The sequence below is a fragment of the Pseudomonas putida genome (assembly GCA_041071465.1).
In the GTDB taxonomy this organism is placed as follows: Bacteria; Pseudomonadota; Gammaproteobacteria; order Pseudomonadales; family Pseudomonadaceae; genus Aquipseudomonas; species Aquipseudomonas putida_P.
Window position 1 is genome coordinate 2,406,317 of sequence record CP163498.1, and the last position, 19,816, is coordinate 2,426,132.

Below are 19,816 nucleotides of genomic sequence, written 5' to 3' on the forward strand. Positions count from 1 at the left end.
GAGGGCATTATGAGCAAGACCAACGAATCCTTGATGCAACGTCGTGTAGCTGCCGTCCCACGTGGCGTTGGCCAGATCCACCCGATCTTCGTCGACACCGCGAAGAACTCGACTGTGATCGACGTTGAAGGCCGCGAACTGATCGACTTCGCCGGCGGCATCGCAGTGCTGAACACCGGCCACCTGCACCCGAAAGTGGTTGCGGCCGTGCAAGAGCAACTGACCAAGGTCAGCCACACCTGCTTCCAGGTCCTGGCTTACGAACCTTACGTAGAGCTGTGCGAAAAGATCAACAAGCTGGTCCCAGGCGACTTCGACAAGAAGACCCTGCTGGTCACCACCGGCTCCGAAGCCGTTGAAAACGCCGTGAAGATCGCCCGTGCCGCCACCGGCCGCGCTGGCGTCATCGCCTTCACCGGCGGCTACCACGGCCGTACCATGATGACCCTGGGCCTGACCGGCAAGGTTGTGCCGTACTCCGCTGGCATGGGCCTGATGCCAGGCGGTATCTTCCGCGCCCTGTTCCCGAGCGAACTGCACGGTATCAGCGTTGACGATGCCATCGCTTCGGTCGAGCGCATCTTCAAGAACGACGCCGAGCCACGCGACATCGCCGCGATCATCCTCGAGCCAGTACAAGGCGAAGGCGGCTTCCTGCCAGCGCCTAAAGAGCTGATGAAGCGCCTGCGCGCCCTGTGCGACCAGCACGGCATCCTGCTGATCGCCGACGAAGTACAGACTGGCGCTGGCCGTACCGGCACCTTCTTCGCCATGGAACAGATGGGCGTTGCGCCTGACCTGACCACCTTCGCCAAATCCATCGCTGGCGGCTTCCCGCTGGCCGGTGTGTGCGGCAAGGCCGAGTACATGGACGCGATCGCTCCGGGCGGCCTGGGCGGCACCTACGCCGGTTCGCCGATCGCTTGCGCCGCGGCCCTGGCCGTGATCGAAGTGTTCGAAGAAGAAAAACTGCTGGACCGCAGCAAGGCTGTGGGTGAGCGCCTGACCACCGGCCTGCGCGAAATCCAGAAGAAGCACCCGATCATCGGCGACGTCCGTGGTCTGGGCTCGATGATCGCTGTTGAAGTCTTCGAGAAAGGCACTCACACCCCGAACGCTGCTGCTGTTGGCCAGGTGGTTGCCAAGGCACGCGAAAAGGGTCTGATCCTGCTGTCCTGCGGCACCTACGGCAACGTTCTGCGTATCCTGGTACCGCTGACTGCCGAAGACGCACTGCTGGACAAAGGTCTGGCCATCATCGAAGAGTGCTTCGCTGAACTCGCTTGATGTGACGCGCTTCTGAAAAAACCCGCTTCGGCGGGTTTTTTTGTGCCCAGAAAAGCCTTGGGGCGCTATGGTTAGCGGAGGATTTGCTTGGGAAGCTGCGACGGACTGTGTGTCAGGCTATTCAGGAGTAGTTGGCGATGAGCGCTGCAAACCCCACCGCACCAAACGTACTGATTGTCGAGGGCGATCCCTGGGTACGTGACATGCTCAGCGAAATGCTGCTCAGCGTGCGCTGTGACGCGCGCCTGCAAGTATGCGCCGACGGCTCGCAAGCGCTCAGTGCGTTGTCCAGTAAGCCTGACCTGATCATCGCCGCCCGCGAGCTGGCCGGTGTCGATGGCCTCGACCTGTTGCGCAAGGTGCGCGCCAAAGGGCCGGGGCTGCCGTTCATTCTCATGAGCAACCGCAGCGACAGTGCCAGTGTGCGCGAGGCATTGCCCCTGCACCCCACGGCCTACCTGAGCAAACCGTTGAACCTGGACAACCTGCGCAAGCGCCTGGAAGAGCTGCTGGTGGCCGTTGGCGAAGAGATCGCCTGCCCAATGCCGGCCTTGCAGCCGGGTGCCAGCCTGCCGGCCTACCTTGAACAGCGTCGCGCTAACGCCGATGGCGGGCCGCTGTTGGCCGATGTGCAGGTGGCTATCAAGCGCGCGCTCAACCCCCAGGGCCTGAACCTGAAGGTGCTCGAAGAGGAGGTGCGTAACGACCCGCAGGTCACGGCGGTATTGATCGCGGCGGCCAATAGCGCGGCCTTGCACCGTGAGGCGCCGGTGCAGACGTTGCTGCAAGCCCTGAACAAGCTTGGCAGCACCCAGAGCATGAACCTGATCCTGGGCATGACCCTCAAGCGCAGCGCACGCCTCAGCGACCCACTGCTGGCTGAGCACGCGGCCCGTTACTGGGACCTGTCGCTGCATACGGCGGAATATGGCCGCACCCTGGCGCGTCTGCTCGAGCTGGACGAAGGGCGTTGTTACTGCGCGGGCTTGCTGCATTGCCTGGGTGACCTGGCGGTGTTGCGCTGCCTGCAGGAGTGGCGGCTGGCCGGAGGGGAGCTGGACGAGCGCAATGTGCAGCAGTCGCTGGATGAGTTTGGTGCGGCGTTCGGTTCGGCGCTGCGTACCCGTTGGCGGCTGCCGCTGGCCTTGCGCGAATTGATCGCGGCGATCTACCAGTTGGGCGGCGGCGTGTATTCGCGGGAGATCCTGGCCATGAGCCTGGCAGGGCAGCTGTCGCGGCTGCCGGCTGAGCAGGGGCTGAGAGAAGTAGCCAGCGGCAAGACCGCACGCTTGCTCAAGCTGGGCTTGCCGGAGCTGAACCGGCTGCGCAAGGTGGAAAACCCCGAAGTCAAACCGCAGGAAGAGCCGCCGGTGTAGCCCCTGTAGGAGCGGGCGAGCCGGCGAACACCGGCCAAAGCCGGTGCCATCCTGTACGTTGCCTGATCAGCCGCGGACTATCTGGTTCTTGCCTTGCCGCTTGGCTTGGTACATCGCCGCATCGGCTCGGGCATACAGGCTATCCAGCGTTACATCCTCTTCGGTCAGCCCGGTCAGCCCCTGGCTCACCGTCACCCCGTAGGTCTGCTGCCCATGGCTGAAGCTCAAGCGCTGAATCTGCCGCTGCAAACGCTCGGCAATCTGTTCTGCGACCTCGGCGTTGCAACCTGGGAACACCGCTGCGAACTCCTCGCCGCCAATGCGCCGAACAGGTCGCCACGGCGTAGCACGGCTTTGCCGCTGTCGGCGATGTGTTGCAGCACCTGATCGCCTTCCTGGTGGCCGTAACTGTCGTTGATGCGCTTGAAGTCATCGATATCCAGCAACAGAAAGGCCAGCGGCGTGCCGTCTTCGCGGGCGCTGTCGAACGCTTGCTGAGCACACTCGAAGAAGTGCCTGCGGTTGCTGCTCTGGGTCAGCACATCGGTGGTGGCCAGGCGCTGCAGCTCCCCTTCAAGCTGCTTCTTTTCGGTGATGTCTTCGGCGATACCGACAATGATCACCCGGTCGCCATCGTGCTGCTGGTTGATGTAGCACTTGTCGCTCAACCAGCGCAGTTGCCCGTCGGCATTGAGGATACGGTATTCGCGGTCTTCCACTGCGCCCTTGAGCAGCACCTGAGCCAGGCTGCGTTCGGCGAACTCGAGGTCATCGGGGTAAATACTGTCACGCCATTCGTTGTAGTCGGCCAGCACCAGGCTGACGGGGCGGCCAAAGATGCGCTCGTAGGCGGGGCTCACATACAGCACCTGGCGGGTTTCCCAGTCGAAGGCCCAGAGCACCGCATTGACGCTGTCGAGCAGCGAGCTGAACAGCTGATCGCGCTCACTCAGGCGGGCAACCTCGCCTTGGGCGTGGAGGAGTGCCAGTAACGTCTGGGCGGCTTCGGGAGGTGGGGTGCCGGGCAATGTCGTTGGAATGTTCTTGGCCATGTGCACGAAGCGGGTCTCAACGTGAAAGCATCCGGCCCGCCACGCGGGCGATGTGCCGAATTTGAGTGGGAACGTGGGGGCTAAGTTCCGGACGGCACGCCCCACGGTGGGGCGTGCCGATCAACGGTGGTCAGGCGCCGGTCGGGCGCAGGGAGTAGGTCTTGAGTTGTGCCGCGAAGTCGCGCAGGGCGTGGATACCGCTGCTTTCGGCCTCGTGTACCCAGTCCTTCATGGCCGCCAGCATGTCGTGGCCGTTGGCGCTGGTGCGTGCCCAGATCTGCTGCAGGGCCAGGCGCTTTTCGTAGATGGTTTTCAGTGCCTGGCTGTGCGCGAGCATCGACTCGATGCGCACGTGGTGGCGGTCTTCCAGCAGGCTGGTTTCACGCGACAGCAGGCGTTTGGCACGGCGGAAGCGGTGACGCACCGAGGTATCGACGCGTGCCAGCTCCTGTTTCACCAGCGGGCCGATCACCAGCTTGCGGTACTGGGCCATGATCTGGAAGCGGTTGTTGAGGATGGCCATGGCGGTATCCATGTCCAGGTTGGCCTTGCCGGCCACCCGATGAGCGATGGGCGCCACACGCTGCACCTTGGCCAGACGCAGCAGGCAGAAGAGGCGGATCCAGGCCCAGCCCATGTCGAACTCCCAGCGTTTGACCGAGAGCTTGGCCGAGTTGGGGTAGGTGTGGTGGTTGTTGTGCAGTTCTTCACCACCGATGACGATGCCCCACGGCACCAGGTTGGTGGCGGCGTCGCGGCATTCGAAGTTGCGGTAGCCGAGGGCATGGCCCAGGCCGTTGACCACACCGGCGGCCCAGAACGGAATCCACATCATCTGCACCGCCCAGATGGTGATGCCGATGGTGCCGAACAGCAGCAGGTCGATGACTGCCATCAGTGCGATACCGCCCAGCTTGTAACGCGAGTAGAGGTTGCGTTCGATCCAGTCTTCCGGGCAGTTCTTGCCGTAGATGCGCAGGGTTTCGGGGTTGCGTGCCTCTTCACGGTACAGCTCGGCACCTTTGCGCAACACCGTACTCAGGCCCTTGTACACCGGGCTGTGGGGGTCGTCGGGGGTTTCGCACTTGGCGTGGTGCTTGCGGTGGACGGCGGTCCACTCGCGGGTGTTCTGCGCCGTGGTCAGCCACAGCCAGAAACGGAAGAAATGCTTGAGCGCGCCGTTGAGCTCCAAGGCCCGGTGCGCGGAGTAGCGATGCAGGTAGACCGTGACGCTGACAATGGTCACGTGGGTCATCAACAAAGTGATGCCCACCAGTTGCCAGGCCGACAAGTCGAGCAGGCCGTTGTACCACATAGGTGTAAAAACCCTCGGAATGCAGGAGGAGGGGCTGATTATCCCTTGGCAGGGAAATAAAACCAGTCAAAGCTGACGACGCGATATTTCACGCAATCCATGTGGGATCGGCTTCAGCCGCGAACACCGGCAGAGCCGGTGCCATCCACCGCGTTGCCATCTTCGCGGGTAAACCCGCTCCCACAGTGCGCCAGAGCCTTTATAATGCCCATTCTTTTCTGATGGGCAATCCCACCCGACATGTCTGTTTCCGTTCGCGACGCCTTGCGCATGGCTGCGCTGTATGTGGTGCTCTCGATCCTCTGGCTGGCGCTCGCCGAGGTGATGCTGCACGGCATGACTGACGACCCCCTGGCACTGACCGTGGGGCGGCAGATCAACATCGTGCTGTGGGTGTTGTTCAGTGCCGTACTGATCTACGTTTCCAGGGTACGGCTGCTGAACTTCATCGGTGCTGGTGCGCGCTTGCGCTGCGAGGATCGCGAGCGGCTGCGCATGGCCGCCGCAGTGTTCGACAGTACCCTCGAAGGTGTACTGGTCACCGACCGCCAGGGCCTGATCGTGCACGTCAACCGTGCCTTCATGCGCATCACCGGCTATCAGCAGGACGAGGTGATGGGCCAGCGCCCGAGCAAGTTCAAGTCCGGTCGCCATGGCCTTGCGTTCTACCAGCAGATCTTCGCCACCCTGGCCGAACAGGGCGAGTGGAGCGGTGAAATCTGGAACCGACGCAAGAGCGGCGAAATTTATCCGCAGTGGCAGACCATATGTGCCATTCGCGATGACGATGGTGAGCTCAGCCATTACGTGGCGGTGTTCAGTGACATCAGTGCGATCAAGCATACAGAACAGGAGCTGGCCTACCTGGCCCACCACGACCCATTGACGGGCCTGCCCAACCGCCTGCTGTTCACCGACCGGGTCGAGCAGGCATTGGCGGCGGCACAGGCCAACAAGCGTGGTTGCGCGCTGTTGCTGCTGGACCTGGACCACTTCCAGAGCATCAACGATGGCCTTGGCCACACCATCGGTGACCAGTTGCTGAAACGGGTGGGCGAGCGCCTGGGTGAGGTGCTGGGTAGCGGCGTGACCCTGGCGCGGCTGGGCGGCGACGAGTTCGCTGTGCTGGCCGAGAACTGCCAACAGGTCGGCCAGGCGGGCAAGCTGGCGCAGTGCATCATCGAGCGTATGCGCGAGCCGTTCCTGTGCGAGGAAAATCGCCTGTTCATCAGTGCCAGCGTCGGTATCAGCCTGTTCCCCAGCGATGCGTTGGGCGCCGAACAGTTGCTGCGTAATGCCGACGCGGCGTTGTACAAGGCCAAAAGCAACGGGCGGGCCTGCTATGCGCTGTACACCGAAGAGCTGACTGCCCACGCCCAACACCGGGTCGAGACTGCTGGAGAGCTGCGCCGGGCCCTGGAGCAGGATGAGCTGCGGGTGTATTTCCAGCCGGTACATGACCTGGTGACAGGCCGACAGGTCGGGGTCGAGGCGTTGGTGCGCTGGCAGCATCCCCAGCGGGGCCTGGTGCCGCCGGGCGAGTTCATCCCGATTGCCGAGCGCACCGGGCTGATTGCCGAAATCGATACCTGGGTGCTGCGCCAGGCTTGCCGGCAAATGGTGCAGTGGCAGGCCGAAGGCAGGCAGCTGGCCTTTGTGGCGGTGAACATATCCAGCCGCCTGTTTGGCCAGCATGAGCTGTACCGGCAAGTCGCCGCGGTTTTGCATGAAACTGGCCTGCCCCAGCCTTGCTGGAGCTGGAAGTGACGGAAAGCGCGGTGATGGAAGACCCTGAGGTGGCGCTGGAGCAGCTGCACCGTTTGCGCGAGCTGGGGGTGACCCTGGCCATCGACGACTTCGGCACCGGGTATTCGTCGCTGTTGCGGCTCAAGCGTTTGCCCGTGCAGAAGCTGAAGATCGACCAGGGCTTCGTTGCCGGTTTGCCGCTGGATGAGGATGACATCGCGATCGTGCGGGTGATCATCGCCCTGGCCCGCAGCATGGGCATGCAGGTGCATGCCGAGGGCATTGAGCAGGCCGAGCAGGCCAGTTTCCTGCTGCAGGAGCAGTGTCAATTGGGCCAAGGGTACTGGTTCGGGCGGCCGGTGCCGGCTGGGGATCTTCGCTGGGATTGAGAGCTTGGGGCCGCTTTGCGGCCCGGTCGCGACACAAGGCCGCTCCTACATGGGTATGCGGTCGTCTGTAGGAGCGGCCTTGTGTCGCGATCGGGCTGCAAAGCAGCCCCCGGCAGTCAACGCTTGTTCAAGCCCTTCGCCAGGCGGTCCCCGCCCAGCTGGATCAACGCCACCAACGCCACCAGCAAGGCAATCACGGTCAGCATGATCTGGCTGTCGAAACGCTGGTAGCCATACCGGTAGGCGATATCCCCCAACCCTCCAGCACCAATCGCCCCAGCCATCGCCGAAGAGTTGATCAAGGTCACGAGGGTAATGGTGAACCCCCCCACGATGCCCGGCAGTGCCTCGGGCAGCAGCACATGCCAGACAATGTGCCAGCGCCGGCAGCCCATGGCCTGTGCGGCCTCCACCAAGCCATGGTCGACCTCGCGCAGGCTGACCTCGGCAATCCGCGCAAAGAACGGCGTGGCGGCGATGGTCAGTGGCACCACCGCCGCCCACACGCCGTAGGTGGTGCCTACCACCAGGCGGGTGAAGGGGATCAGCGCGACCATCAGGATCAGGAACGGGATCGAGCGGAACAGGTTGACGAAGGCGCCCAGCACCCGGTTCAGCAGCGGCGCCTCGAAGATCCCGCCCTTGTCGCTGGTGACCAGCAGCACCGCCATCGGTACGCCCACCAGCAGGGCGATCAGCGACGAAACGCCGACCATCAGCAGGGTATCGAGCAAGCCTTCCAGCAGACGATCAAACCACATGGCCCAGCACCTCCACGTCCTCGGCCCAGCGGCGGGCACGTTCCAGCAATTGATGGGTGTCGTGCGGCGAGTGTTGCACCGACAGGATCAACTGCCCCAGGGCATGCTCGCCGATGGTTTCCACGCCACCCTGCAGCAGGCGCACACGCCCGCCCAAGTCTTGGAACAGGGCAGACAGCTCTGGCTCACCGAGCACTGTCAGTTTCAGCACCACGGCGCTGTCATGGCTCGCCGGGCTGGCCTGCAGGCTGGCTTGCAATGCGGCTGGCAGCCTGGCCTGCAAGGGTGCGAGCAGGGTGCGGGTGACCTCGTGGCGGGGAGAACCGAACACCCGCCAGACTTCGCCCTGCTCGACCACCTCACCGCGCTCTAGCACCACCACCCGATGGCAGATATCACGGATTACCGCCATTTCGTGGGTGATCAGCACGATGGTCAGGCCCAGGCGCTGATTGATGTCGCGCAGCAGCTCAAGGATCGAGGCCGTGGTCTCTGGGTCCAGCGCCGAGGTGGCCTCGTCGCACAGCAAGATCTCGGGGTCGTGCACCAGCGCTCGGGCAATGCCCACGCGCTGTTTCTGCCCGCCGGACAGCTGCGCCGGGTACACATGGTGCTTTTCCTGCAAGCCGACCAGCTCCAGCAACTCGCGCACCTTGTGCTGACGCTCGGCCTTGGCCACGCCGGCCACCTTCAACGGCAGCTCGACGTTCTGCCATACAGTCTTGGCCGACATCAGGTTGAAGTGCTGGAAGATCATGCCGATGCGCCGACGCAGCGCCACCAGGCGGTCCTCGTCGAAGGGGGCGATGTCTACCTGGTCGATCAGTATCCGGCCTTGGCTGGGTTGCTCCAGGCGGTTGATGGTACGCAGCAGTGAAGACTTGCCGGCACCGCTACGGCCGATGATGCCGAAAACCTCGCCATGGCGGATGTTCAGGTCGATGCCTTGCAAGGCCGGTTGTGCCTGGCCAGGGTAGGTCTTGCCCAGGCCGATGAAGCGCACATGGGCTTCATTGACTTCCGGGCGCAGGGCCTGTTCCTTGACCGTTGGCGGCAATGGTTGTGGGGTAGGCGCCCTGAGCGCGCTGGCCTGGCTCATGTCAGCCTTCCCAGCCAGCTTGGTAGAGCTTGCCGTGGGCTTTGTCCAACGCTGCGCGTACCACAGGCGAGTGCTGGTAGATGTCGACGAACTTGGCCAGGCGTGGGTCGTCCTTGCTTTGTGGGCGGATGACGAACTGGATCACGTATTCCTTGTTTTCCAGGCCATCGAACAGCAACGCCGAGGTGGCATCGAAGGTATTGGCCAGGCGGATGTAGGCCGGGTAACCCTGCACCAGGTCGGCGTCATCGTAGGCGCGCACCAGCTGAACCGCCTCGACCTGCAGGATTTTCAGCTTTTTCGGGTTGGTGACGATGTCGTCCTCGGTGGCCTTGTAGCCAACGCCTGGCTTCAGGGTGATCAGCCCGGCCTTGGCCAGCAGTTGCAGGCCCCGGCCGCTGTTGATCGGGTCGTTGGCGATGGCCACGCTGGCGCCTTCTGGCAGGTCGGCGAAGCTTTTGTACGTTTTCGAGTACAGGCCAACGTTGTTGATGATGCCCGAGGCGTAGGGCACCAGGTTGAAGCCCGCAGCGGCTTTGGCGTTTTCCAGGAACGGGATGTGCTGGAAGTAGTTCACGTCGATGTCGCCACTGTTGAGGCTGACATTGGGCGCAATCCAGTCGCTGAACTCGATCAGCTTCACTTCCAGGCCTTGCTTGTGTGCTTCCTCCACTGCGGCTTCCAGCGGAATGGCAAAGGCCGAGGTGGTGCCGATCTTCAGCGGTTCGGCTGCCAGGGCGCTGGCGGACAGGCCCAGTGTGAAGGCAATGGCCGCGACGGGCCGGAACAGTTTCTCAAGCATGATGCAGGGCTCCAGTCGGGGCAGGGGTTGGGGTAAAACGATAAGCCGAGCCAGGGTGGCTGACGGGCAAGTGCGGGTGGTCGGCCTGGAACAGCTTCTCGCGCAGGGTGCCTTCGGCGTAGGCGGTCTTGTAGCGGCCACGCTGCTGCAGTTGCGGGACGACCAGGTCGATGAAGTCCTCGAAGCTTTCCGGGGTGACGGTGCGGGTCAGGTTGAAGCCGTCCAGCCCGGTTTCGTCGACCCAGGCAATCAACTGTTCGGCCACCTGTTCGGGAGCGCCGACCAGGGTGACGTAGCGGCCACCCAGGGCGTGCTGCTCAAGCAGGCGCCGGCGGGTCCAGGCGTTGTCTTGCAACTGGCGGGTGGCCGACTGGATGGCGTTGCCCTGGTTGAAGGCGATTGGCTCGTCCAGCGCGTAGGCGGCGAAGTCGATGCCGGTGGATGCGGCGAAGTGCGCGACGCCGGCCTCGGGGCTTGCATGGCGCAGGTATTCGGCATGCTTGGCCTGGGCCGCTTGCTCGGTGGCCGCGACGATCACCGTGATGCCCATGAACACCTTGACTGCTTGCGGGTCGCGACCGGCAGCCTGGGCGGCTGCGCGCACCTTGTCGACCTGGGCGCGGGTGGCGGCCTTGTCCTGGCCACTGATGAACACGCATTCGGCATGGTTGCCAGCGAAAGCCAGGCCGCGCGGCGAGCTGCCGGCCTGGAACAGCACCGGGGTGCGCTGCGGCGAGGGCTCGCACAGGTGATAGCCCTCGACGTTGTAGAACTCGCCGTGGTGGCTGACCTTGCGCACCTTGTCGGGTTGGGCATAGACGCGCTGCGTGCGGTCTGCGACCACGGCGTCGTCGGCCCAGCTGCCTTCCAGCAGCTTGTACAGCACCTGCAGGTATTCGTCGGCCTGGTCGTAGCGGCGGTCGTGCTCGGGTTGTTGCTCAAGGCCCATGGCTCGGGCCGCGCTGTCGAGGTAACCGGTGACGATGTTCCAACCGATTCGGCCATTGCTCAGGTGGTCGAGGGTGGATAGGCGCCGGGCGAACAGGTACGGCGCCTCGTAGGTGAGGTTGGCGGTAAGGCCGAAACCCAGGTGGCGGGTGACCGCAGCCATGGCTGAAACCAGCAGCAGCGGGTCGTTGACCGGCAGCTGAATCGACTCCTTGAGGGGCACGTCCAGCGACTGCCCGTAGATGTCGTAGGTACCGACGATATCGGCGATGAACAGCCCGTCGAACAGGCCGCGCTCCAGCAGGCGTGCCAGGTGGGTCCAGTAGTCCAGGGTCTTGTATTGGGTCGAGGTGTCCCGTGGATGGGTCCACAGGCCGTGGTTGATGTGCCCGATGCAGTTCATGTTGAAGGCATTGAGCAGAATCTGCTTGGCCATCAAATGGTCCCCCGACGTGGCGGGTTGGCATCGTTGAGGTAGTAGTTGCCGATGGCGTGGTACTTCCAGCGCACCGGGTCGTGCAGGGTGTGCACACGGGCGTTGCGCCAGTGGCGGTCGAGGTTGTGCTCGGCCAAGGTTGCCTGGCTGCCACCTAGTTCGAACAGCGCGGTACCTGCAGCAAGCGATATCTCGGTGCTGATGGCGCGTGCCTCGGCCACGGCGATGGAGGCGGCGGCCACGTTGTCGGCGGTGCTGTCGTCGCGGGCGCGGTCGAGGTACTCGCCGGCGCGCTCCAGCAGGGCCTCGGCGGCGTGCAAACGGATCGCCAGGTGGCCGAAGCTTTTCAACGTCAGCGGGTCATCCGTGGCCTTGTCCAGGCCGGAGTCGACCCACGGACGACTGCGGGTACGTACGAAGTGCAGGGCATCTTCATAAGCCGCGCGGGCGATGCCGGTGTCGATTGCGGCATGAAGGATCTGCGCCAACGGCCCGACCGGGGTAGGGCGCTCGAAGGCACTCTGGAACGGCACCACGTCGGCAGCGCTGACGTACACGTTGTCGAACACCACCGAACCGCTGCCGGTGGTGCGCTGGCCGAATCCGCTCCAGTCATCGATCACTTGCAAGCCCTGGCTGTCGGCTGGGACGAAGGCCAGTTGCTGCACGCCTTGGTCGTCGACGACCGAGGTGGGAATGCGCTGGGCGTAGATGGCACCGGTGGAATAGAACTTGCGGCCGTTGATGCGGAAGCCATCGCCGTCACGGCTCAGTCGGGTGGTGCGTTCGTTGGCGGTCTTGGTGCCCAACTCGGCCAGGGCATTGCCAAAGCGGCGGCCGGCCAACACTTCGGCGTATAGCCGCTGTTGCTGCTCGGGGGTGCCGTTTACTCGCAGTACTTCCAGGCCGTAGAAATGGTTTTGCGGGATCTGCCCGAGCGAGCCGTCGGCTTGGGCGATACGGGCGATGACCTTGGCCAGGGTGACATTGGACACGCCGGCGCCACCGAAGGCCTTGGGCACGCTGATGGCCCATAGGCCGGAGCGGGTGAACAGCTCCAGTTCGGCGTGCGGCAAGCGGCGCTCGCGGTCGCGCAGGGCGCTGTCGCGGCGCAGTTGCTGGGCGATGTCTTCGGCAACATTCAGGGCTTCGGTGTCGCTGGTGATGATATTTGTAGTCATGTTGTTCTCCGGGGCCATGGGGCCGCTTCGCGGCCCATCGCGACACAAGGCCGCTCCTACAGGGGGGCGCGACCCGATGTCGGTACGCGATCCCGTGTAGGAGCGGCCTTGTGTCGCGATGGGCTGCAAAGCAGCCCCCAAGGCCTAAAAAATCAGATCCAGGAATGCCGCGCAGGCAGGGTGCCGTTGAGGTGGTACGCGCCCACCGCGTGGTACTTCCAGCGCACCGGGTCATGCAGGGTGTGCACCCGGGCATTGCGCCAGTGGCGGTCGAGGTTGAACTCGGCAAGGGTGGCGCGGCTGCCAGCCAGCTCGAACAGTTTTTCGCTCGCCTGCAAGGCGACTTCGGTGGTCAACACCTTGGCCTCGGCCACCGCAATCGAGGCCCGCGCCGCGCTGGCGGCGTCGACGGGTGCGGCGTTGACTTCGTCGAGCACCCGCGCGGCCTTGCGCAGCAGCGCTTCGGCGGCATGCAGCTCAAGCTTCAGCCGGCCGATATCGGCAATCACATAAGGGTCGTCGCTGGCACGGTCCACGTTGGCCTCGATCCACGGGCGGGACTTTTCGCGCACGAATGTGATCGCATCGTCGATTGCCGCTTCGGCAATGCCGGCGTCGATCGCCGCCTGGATCAGCTGCGAAGCCGCGCCCTGGATGTTGGGGATATCGCGCTGGCGCCAGTTGTCGATCACCAGCTCGGCGTCTACTGGTACCTGGTCCAGCAGTACAGTGCCGCTGGCGGTGGTGCGTTGGCCGAACCCGGACCAGTCGTCGACGATGCGCAGCCCCGGGCTGCCCCGGCGCACGAATGCCAGGCGCTGGCGGCCTTCGTCGTCGAGGGCTTTCACCGCCACCCAGTGGGCGAACAGGGCGCCGGTGGAGTAGAACTTCTCGCCGCTGATGCGATAGCTGTCGCCAGCGCGAGTGATCCGGGCCTTGAGGGTGAGCGTGTCCTTGGTGCCGCGTTCGGGGCCGGCATTACCGATGCGCCAGCCGTCGAGCACGCTGCGGAAGATCAGCGCCTGCTGTGCCTCGGTGGCCGTCAGGCGAATCAGTTGCAACATGCCGAACTGGTTCTGCGGGATCTGCCCCAAGGCCGGGTCGGCTACGGTTTCGAACGATACGTCCGGGCCGCCATGGGCCTTGGGAACGCTGATGCTACCCAGGCCGCTGCGGGTGAACAGCTCGATCTCGGCCCAAGGCAGTTTGCGTTGCTGGTCGCGGCGGGCAGCTTGCTCGCGGGCAACCTCGGCCAGTTCGCGGGCCGCTTGCAGGGCTTCGGCGTCATTGCGCAGTACCTTGGCCGGCAGCAGCAGGGGCGAGCTGTCGAGATCGCTGTGGAATTGGGTATTTGGCTGGCTGGACATCAGTACCGCTCCTTGGCTGCACTCAATGCCCTGGCGATACGCACTGGGGTGATTGTGATCCTGACCATTCCTGACCTCACAAAATAGTTGTGCCGCTACAGCTGATCGCGACAAATGTGTGCTGGTCCGGTGGTCCGGTTTATATACCCTAATGCTTTATAAAAAGTTTATGAACTAACTCTTTGGAATATGTATAGAAGGAGGGATTTACTACAAATGTGCCGGCCTCTTCGCGGGCACGCCCGCGAAGAGGCCGGAACAGGTTTACTCGGAAGCTGCGGTACCGAGGAACTTGCGCAGGAACTGCCGGGTACGCTCTTCCTTGGGCGCCGCAAACAACGCCTTGGCTTCACCCTGTTCCACGATCACGCCCTTGTCGAAGAAGATCACCCGGTTCGCCACATCCCGAGCAAAGCTCATCTCGTGGGTGACGATGATCATGGTGCGCTTTTCCTCGGCCAGGCCGCGGATGGTCGCCAGTACTTCACCCACCAGCTCCGGGTCCAGCGCCGACGTCGGTTCGTCGAACAGGATCACCTCCGGCTCCATGGCCAGGGCGCGGGCGATGGCCACCCGTTGCTGCTGGCCGCCGGACAGGCGCCGTGGGTAGGCGTCTTCCTTGCCCGCCAGGCCGACCTTGGCCAGCAGACGCCGGCCAAGCTCGATGGCCTGTTCGCGAGGCGTCTTCTTGACGATCACCGGCCCCTCGATCACGTTCTCCAGGGCGGTGCGGTGAGGGAACAAGTTGAAGTTCTGGAACACGAACCCGGCCTGCTGGCGCAAACGCCGAATCGCACCTTGCTGGCCACCCAGCGGGCGGTTGGCATCGATGCTGATGGTGCCGATCTGGATCTGCCCGGCATCGGGGGTTTCCAGCAGGTTCAGGCAGCGCAGGAAGGTGGTCTTGCCCGAGCCACTGGGGCCGATGATGGCCACCACTTCGCCGGGCTGCACGGTCAGGTCGATACCGTTGAGCACGGTCTGGCCCTTGAACCGTTTGGTCAGGCCTTTGACTTCAATCATGCTCATTGCTCCTGGTCATGCTGGTTGACCCGCGCTTCCATGCGGTTCTGGAAGTGCGCAAGGATGCTGCACAGCACCCAGTAGATAACGGCGACTGCCACGTACATGGTGAACACTTCGAAGGTACGTGCGGTAATCAGCTGCGCCTGGCGGAACAGCTCGGGCACCTGGATGGTCGCCGCCAGGGCGGTGTCCTTGACCAGCGAAATGAAGCTGTTACCCAACGGTGGCAGGGCGGTGCGCAAGGCCTGTGGCAGGATCGCCCGGCGCATGGCCTGGACGCGGGTCATGCCGATGCTGGCGGCAGCTTCCCACTGGCCCCGGTCGATCGAGGAAATCGCCGCACGCAGGATTTCGCAGATGTAGGCCGCCATGTTCAGCGACAGGCCGATCAGCGAGGCAGGTATCGGGTCGAGCTCGATGCCAATCTGTGGCATGCCGAAATAGATCACGAACAGCTGCACCAGCAGCGGCGTGCCGCGGAAGAACGACACGTAGACCCGCGCCAGCCAGTTCAGCGGCAAAATCTTCGACAGCCGCATCAGCGCCAGGGCAAAGCCCAGCAGCAGGCCGAAGAACATGCCGCCGACACTGAGCAGCACTGTATAACCCGCGCCCTTCAGCAGGAAGGGCGTGGAGTCGACAACGAGTTGCAGGCTTTCAGCGATCATTTGGTGACATCGGCACCGAAGTATTTTTCGGACAGCTTGGCCAGCGTGCCGTCAGCCTTGAGCTTGTCGATGGCCTTGTTGATCGCTGCCAGCAGCTCAGGCTCGCCCTTGCGCAGGGCTACGCCGCTTTCCAGGCGCGAGAAGGCATCGCCGGCAAGCTCGGTGTCCTTGGCTTTTTGCGCGTATTCCAGCGCGGCCAGGCGGTCGATCAGGATGGCGTCGATGCGGCCGTTGCGCAGGTCGGCGAACTTGCTCGGGTCGTCTTCATAGGTACGCACTTCGGCTTTCGGGACATCCTGCTTGACCCACTGCTCGTAGTTGGTGCCCAGGCCCACACCGACTTTCTTGCCGGCCAGGTCTTGCGCCGACTTGATGTTCAGCTGCTCGGCTTTCTTCTTCAGGATCAGGGCCTGGATACCGGAAACGGTGTAGGGCTCGGAGAAGTCGTATTTCTTCTTGCGCTCTTCGGAGATGGTCACCTGATTGACCACTACGTCCAGGCGCTTGGACTCCAGCGCGGCAAGGATGCCGTCCCACTTGGTTGGCTGGATCTTGGCCTTGACCCCCAGCTCCTTGGCCAGGAGTTCCGAAAGCTCCACCTCGAAGCCGGCCAGCTTGCCGTTCTCATCCTGGAAACTGAACGGTGGGTAGGTACCTTCCAGGCCGACGTTGATCACGCCTTTTTCCTGGATAGTCTTCAATTGCTCGCCGGCGAAGGCCTGGCCGAGCAGGCCGGCACCCAGCAGGAGGGCCAGGCTGGCGTTGAGTAGCGGTTTGGCGAATTTCGACATGTCAGAGCCCCGCGCTTGTTGTGTAAGTAGTGAGGTGGCGACTATAGGGTTGGCTGCTTAGGCCAGGAAATACTAAAAAATTATTTTGTTATTCCCTTTTTGCTTTTTGCCAGGTGCTGGCTGCTTTGAGGGTAGGCGACGATCCCCACGCCGTCATCGCGGCTTATGCCTGACTTAGCGCAGGATGGAATAAAGCGTTGTTTTTTCCAAGGGTCGGATTTGCCGTAGAGTGGATTGCATGTAGGCAGGCCTGGTTTCTTCGCGGGCCTGGCAAAAAATGAGATGGCCCATACGGCAGGAGAAAACCGTGAGCGAACAACCTTCATCCGCGCACTGGCAGTTGCAGAACATCGTTACTGGCCTGCGCGGCGCCCGTGAGCAATGGCGCACCCGCAATGGCCGCAGCATTGGTGAGCAGGGCGGGCGCGAACTGCCATCGCGCGAGGCGATGCGGCAGATTCTGGAGCAACTGTGCGGTGCGTTGTTCCCCATGCGCCTTGGGCCTGTGGACCTGCGCGAAGAAAGCGAAGACTTCTACGTCGGCCATACTCTGGATGCCGCACTGACCGCCTTGCTGGCCCAGGCGCGTCTGGAGTTGCGCTATGCCGCTCGCCAAAGCAAGGCTGAGCTGGCAGGTGTAGACGCTCACGCGCTAAGCCTGATCCAGGGCTTCGCGGCTGCGTTGCCGGAGCTGCGCGTACTGCTCGACACCGATGTGCTGGCCGCCTACCACGGCGACCCGGCGGCGCGCAGCGTCGATGAAGTACTGCTGTGCTACCCAGGGATCCTGGCGATCATCCACCACCGCCTGGCGCACCACCTTTACCAGGCCGGCTTGCCGCTGCTGGCGAGGATCAGTTCGGAGCTGGCGCATTCGGCCACGGGTATCGACATTCACCCAGGGGCGCAAATCGGCCCGAGCTTCTTCATCGACCACGGCACCGGCGTGGTGATTGGCGAAACTGCGATCATCGGCGAGCGCGTGCGCATCTACCAGGCGGTTACCCTGGGCGCCAAGCGCTTCCCAAGCGATGAGTCGGGGACCCTGCACAAAGGCCTGCCGCGCCACCCCATCGTCGAGGACGATGTGGTGATCTATGCCGGGGCCACGGTGCTGGGGCGCATTACCATCGGCAAAGGCTCGACCATTGGCGGCAATGTGTGGCTGACCCGCAGTGTGCCGGCTGAAAGCAACATCACCCAGGCCAACTTGCAGCTGGATTGCCAGGACAAGAACTGATCTGGCATTTGCTTGACCTTAACCGGCCCTTAGCGGGTAAACCCGCGAAAGGGCCGGTTAAGAAGGACGCCAATCAGCGGCCCAATTCGCATTGAAATCCGATCCATGTTTAACTTGAACGCTTGTTCAATGAAAAAACGCTGGTCCGCTGCCGGTGTTCAACAGGAGGATTCCTTTGCTGAACCCGTTCATTCCGAACCTTACGTCATTCGACGAGGTGCACGCCCGATGAGTGCACCGAACCCTTCCCTTGCCAATGGCAAGATCCGCATGAACCCCCGGTGTTCTACTTCGCGGCTAGTTTCATCCTCATCTTTGGCCTGGTGGTCATCTCCAACCCGCAAGCGGCAGGTGACTGGTTGCTGGCGGCGCAGAACTGGGCGGCCAACACGGTCGGCTGGTACTACATGCTGGCGATGACGCTGTACCTGGTCTTCGTGGTGGTCACCGCCTTGTCTGGCTACGGCAAGATCAAGCTCGGTGCCGACCACGACGAACCCGAGTTCAGTTACCTGTCGTGGGCCGGCATGCTGTTTGCCGCTGGTATCAGCATCACCCTGTTCTTTTTCTGCGTCTCCGAACCGCTGACCCACATGCTGCAGCCGCCTCAGGGCGAAGCGGGCACGGCCGAGGCCGGGCGTCAGGCAATGCAGATTCTGTTCCTTCACTGGGGCCTGCATGGCTGGGGCGTCTTCGCCTTTGTCGGTATGGCGCTGGCGTACTTCGCCTACCGCCACAACCTACCGCTGGCCCTACGCTCGGCGCTGTACCCGCTGATCGGCAAACGCATCAACGGCCCGATCGGCTACGCGGTGGACGGCTTCGGCATCATCGCCACGGTGTTCGGCCTGGGCGCCGACATGGGCTTTGGGGTGCTGCATCTGAACGCCGGCCTCGACTACCTGTTCGGCATCAGCCACAGCCAGTGGGTGCAGGTGATCCTCATCACCCTGATGATGGGCGCGGCCGTGGCCGTGGCTGTCGCCGGGGTGGAAAGGGGGTGCGGGTGATGAGCGACATCAACCTGTTCCTGGCCTGCGCACTGCTGCTGTTCGTGCTGTTCGCCGGGCCTACCCAGCACCTGTTCAATACGCTCATCCAGAACCTGGGCGACTACCTGGGCGCTTTGCCACGCAAGAGCTTCGACGTGTATGCCTACGGTGAAAACCGCGATTGGCTGGGTGGCTGGACAGTGTTCTATTGGGCCTGGTGGATTGCCTGGGCGCCGTTCGTGGGGCTGTTCATCGCCCGTATCTCCCGTGGCCGCACCATCCGTGAGTTCGTCTTTGGCGTGCTGTTGATTCCGCTCGGTTTCACCCTGGCGTGGATGTCGATCTTCGGCAACAGCGCGCTGGACCAGGTGATCAACCACGGCATGACCGCGCTGGGACAGTCGGCCCTGGATAACCCGTCGATGAGCCTGTACCTGCTGCTGGAGACCTACCCCTGGAGCAAGGCGGTGATCGCCACCACGGTGTTCATCAGCTTCGTGTTCTTCGTTACCTCCGCCGACTCGGGCACCGTGGTGCTGTCGACCTTGTCGGCCAAGGGCGGCGAAGCCGACGAGGATGGGCCGAACTGGCTGCGCATCTTCTGGGGCGCGATGACTGCGCTGATCACCAGCGCGCTGTTGTTCGCCGGCAGTATCGATTCGCTGAAGTCGGCGGTGGTGCTGACTTCGTTGCCGTTCTCGCTGATTCTGCTGTGCATGATGTGGGGGCTGCACAAGGCGTTCTACCTCGAGTCGCAGCGGCAGATCGCGCAGATGCACTCGCTGGCGCCGTTTGCCCAGTCACGTCGCGGCCGTGGCGGCTGGCGCCAGCGCCTGAGCCAGGCGGTGCATTTCCCGTCGCGTGATGAGGTGTACCGTTTCATGGATGACGTGGTGCGCCCGGCGATTGCCGACGTGCGGGAAGTGTTCGAGCAGAAGGGCCTGGTGCTGATTACCCAGGACGACCCGAGCCACGACAATGTCAGCTTGAAGATTGGCCATGGCGAGGAACAGCCGTTCATTTACCAGGTGCAGATGCGTGGCTACTTCACGCCATCGTTCGCCCTGGGTGGGCTGGGGACGCAGGAGTTGAAGAACCGCCGTTATTACCGGGCGGAGGTGCACCTGAGCGAAGGCAGCCAGAACTATGACCTGGTGGGCTACAGCAAGGAGCAGATCATCAACGACATCCTCGACCAATACGAGCGGCACATGCAGTACTTGCATCTGGTTCGGTAATAACCTGTACCGGCCTCTTCGCGGGTAAACCCGCTCCCACAGGTACAGCGCAGGCTTCAAAACCGGTGCCACCCCTGTGGGAGCGGTTTTACCCGCGAAGAG

At 63.2% G+C, this 19,816-nt stretch carries 13 protein-coding genes and 3 pseudogenes; 5 read left to right on the plus strand and 11 right to left on the minus strand.

Annotation, left to right across the window (positions count from 1 at the left end):
* Positions 1-9 precede the first annotated feature (9 nt).
* Positions 10-1,287, plus strand: coding sequence for a 4-aminobutyrate--2-oxoglutarate transaminase (gene gabT, locus AB5975_11125; protein XDR22306.1), 1,278 nt, complete (start codon positions 10-12; stop codon positions 1,285-1,287).
* Between the two features lie 137 nt (positions 1,288-1,424).
* Positions 1,425-2,663, plus strand: a complete 1,239-nt coding sequence (locus tag AB5975_11130; protein ID XDR22307.1) for an HDOD domain-containing protein — start codon at positions 1,425-1,427, stop codon at positions 2,661-2,663.
* Positions 2,664-2,729: 66 nt separating this feature from the next.
* On the opposite strand, the pseudogene AB5975_11135 reads toward AB5975_11130, so the two are convergent.
* Together AB5975_11135 and desA are read right to left on the minus strand one after the other, a co-directional pair.
* Positions 2,730-3,715, minus strand: a pseudogene (locus tag AB5975_11135) (GGDEF domain-containing protein).
* A gap of 130 nt (positions 3,716-3,845) precedes the next feature.
* Positions 3,846-5,030 (minus strand): delta-9 fatty acid desaturase DesA, encoded by a 1,185-nt coding sequence (gene desA, locus AB5975_11140; GenBank protein ID XDR22308.1) that lies wholly within the window; start codon positions 5,028-5,030, stop codon positions 3,846-3,848.
* Positions 5,031-5,270: 240 nt separating this feature from the next.
* Here desA and dibA point away from each other — a divergent pair.
* Positions 5,271-7,165 (plus strand): annotated as a pseudogene (gene dibA / locus AB5975_11145) (phosphodiesterase DibA).
* A 116-nt stretch (positions 7,166-7,281) separates the two neighbouring features.
* On the opposite strand, the gene AB5975_11150 reads toward dibA, so the two are convergent.
* From AB5975_11150 to tcyJ, 9 genes are all read right to left on the minus strand, one after another.
* Entirely contained in the window at positions 7,282-7,926 is a 645-nt protein-coding gene (locus AB5975_11150) for a methionine ABC transporter permease (protein ID XDR22309.1), read from the minus strand.
* The gene (locus tag AB5975_11155; protein ID XDR22310.1) at positions 7,916-9,025 is read right to left on the minus strand and encodes a methionine ABC transporter ATP-binding protein; all 1,110 of its coding nucleotides are present in this window, start codon (positions 9,023-9,025) and stop codon (positions 7,916-7,918) included. The genes AB5975_11150 and AB5975_11155 overlap by 11 nt, the downstream gene beginning before the upstream one ends.
* Position 9,026: 1 nt before the next feature.
* On the minus strand, positions 9,027-9,827 hold the full coding sequence (locus AB5975_11160) for a MetQ/NlpA family ABC transporter substrate-binding protein (protein XDR22311.1): 801 nt from the start codon (positions 9,825-9,827) through the stop codon (positions 9,027-9,029).
* A complete protein-coding gene (locus AB5975_11165; protein XDR22312.1) occupies positions 9,820-11,211 on the minus strand; it encodes an LLM class flavin-dependent oxidoreductase in 1,392 nt (463 codons plus the stop codon). Before AB5975_11165 ends, AB5975_11160 begins: the two co-directional genes overlap by 8 nt.
* Complete coding sequence (locus AB5975_11170) at positions 11,211-12,392, minus strand: SfnB family sulfur acquisition oxidoreductase (protein XDR22313.1); 1,182 nt, start codon at positions 12,390-12,392, stop codon at positions 11,211-11,213. Before AB5975_11170 ends, AB5975_11165 begins: the two co-directional genes overlap by 1 nt.
* Positions 12,393-12,544: 152 nt before the next feature.
* Positions 12,545-13,759 (minus strand): SfnB family sulfur acquisition oxidoreductase, encoded by a 1,215-nt coding sequence (locus AB5975_11175; protein XDR22314.1) that lies wholly within the window; start codon positions 13,757-13,759, stop codon positions 12,545-12,547.
* 264 nt (positions 13,760-14,023) lie between these two features.
* On the minus strand, positions 14,024-14,782 hold the full coding sequence (gene tcyN, locus AB5975_11180) for an L-cystine ABC transporter ATP-binding protein TcyN (GenBank protein XDR22315.1): 759 nt from the start codon (positions 14,780-14,782) through the stop codon (positions 14,024-14,026).
* Between the two features lie 2 nt (positions 14,783-14,784).
* On the minus strand, positions 14,785-15,453 hold the full coding sequence (tcyL, locus tag AB5975_11185) for a cystine ABC transporter permease (protein ID XDR22316.1): 669 nt from the start codon (positions 15,451-15,453) through the stop codon (positions 14,785-14,787).
* Positions 15,450-16,244 (minus strand): cystine ABC transporter substrate-binding protein, encoded by a 795-nt coding sequence (gene tcyJ / locus AB5975_11190; GenBank protein XDR22317.1) that lies wholly within the window; start codon positions 16,242-16,244, stop codon positions 15,450-15,452. The genes tcyL and tcyJ overlap by 4 nt, the downstream gene beginning before the upstream one ends.
* A 307-nt stretch (positions 16,245-16,551) precedes the next feature.
* Here tcyJ and epsC point away from each other — a divergent pair, with 307 nt between their 5' ends.
* Both epsC and betT read left to right on the plus strand, forming a co-directional pair.
* Positions 16,552-17,484, plus strand: a complete 933-nt coding sequence (gene epsC, locus AB5975_11195) for a serine O-acetyltransferase EpsC (protein ID XDR22318.1) — start codon at positions 16,552-16,554, stop codon at positions 17,482-17,484.
* Positions 17,485-17,712: 228 nt separating this feature from the next.
* A pseudogene (gene betT, locus AB5975_11200) lies at positions 17,713-19,714 on the plus strand (choline transporter BetT).
* The last annotated feature ends 102 nt before the right edge of the window (positions 19,715-19,816 follow it).

Coding starts and splice junctions, on each gene's coding strand:
- gabT (XDR22306.1), top strand. CDS start 10: ATGAGCAAGACCAACGAATCCTTGATGCAACGTCGTGTAGCTGCCGTC.
- AB5975_11130 (XDR22307.1), top strand. CDS start 1,425: ATGAGCGCTGCAAACCCCACCGCACCAAACGTACTGATTGTCGAGGGC.
- desA (XDR22308.1), bottom strand. CDS start 5,030: ATGTGGTACAACGGCCTGCTCGACTTGTCGGCCTGGCAACTGGTGGGC.
- AB5975_11150 (XDR22309.1), bottom strand. CDS start 7,926: ATGTGGTTTGATCGTCTGCTGGAAGGCTTGCTCGATACCCTGCTGATG.
- AB5975_11155 (XDR22310.1), bottom strand. CDS start 9,025: ATGAGCCAGGCCAGCGCGCTCAGGGCGCCTACCCCACAACCATTGCCG.
- AB5975_11160 (XDR22311.1), bottom strand. CDS start 9,827: ATGCTTGAGAAACTGTTCCGGCCCGTCGCGGCCATTGCCTTCACACTG.
- AB5975_11165 (XDR22312.1), bottom strand. CDS start 11,211: ATGGCCAAGCAGATTCTGCTCAATGCCTTCAACATGAACTGCATCGGG.
- AB5975_11170 (XDR22313.1), bottom strand. CDS start 12,392: ATGACTACAAATATCATCACCAGCGACACCGAAGCCCTGAATGTTGCC.
- AB5975_11175 (XDR22314.1), bottom strand. CDS start 13,759: ATGTCCAGCCAGCCAAATACCCAATTCCACAGCGATCTCGACAGCTCG.
- tcyN (XDR22315.1), bottom strand. CDS start 14,782: ATGATTGAAGTCAAAGGCCTGACCAAACGGTTCAAGGGCCAGACCGTG.
- tcyL (XDR22316.1), bottom strand. CDS start 15,453: ATGATCGCTGAAAGCCTGCAACTCGTTGTCGACTCCACGCCCTTCCTG.
- tcyJ (XDR22317.1), bottom strand. CDS start 16,244: ATGTCGAAATTCGCCAAACCGCTACTCAACGCCAGCCTGGCCCTCCTG.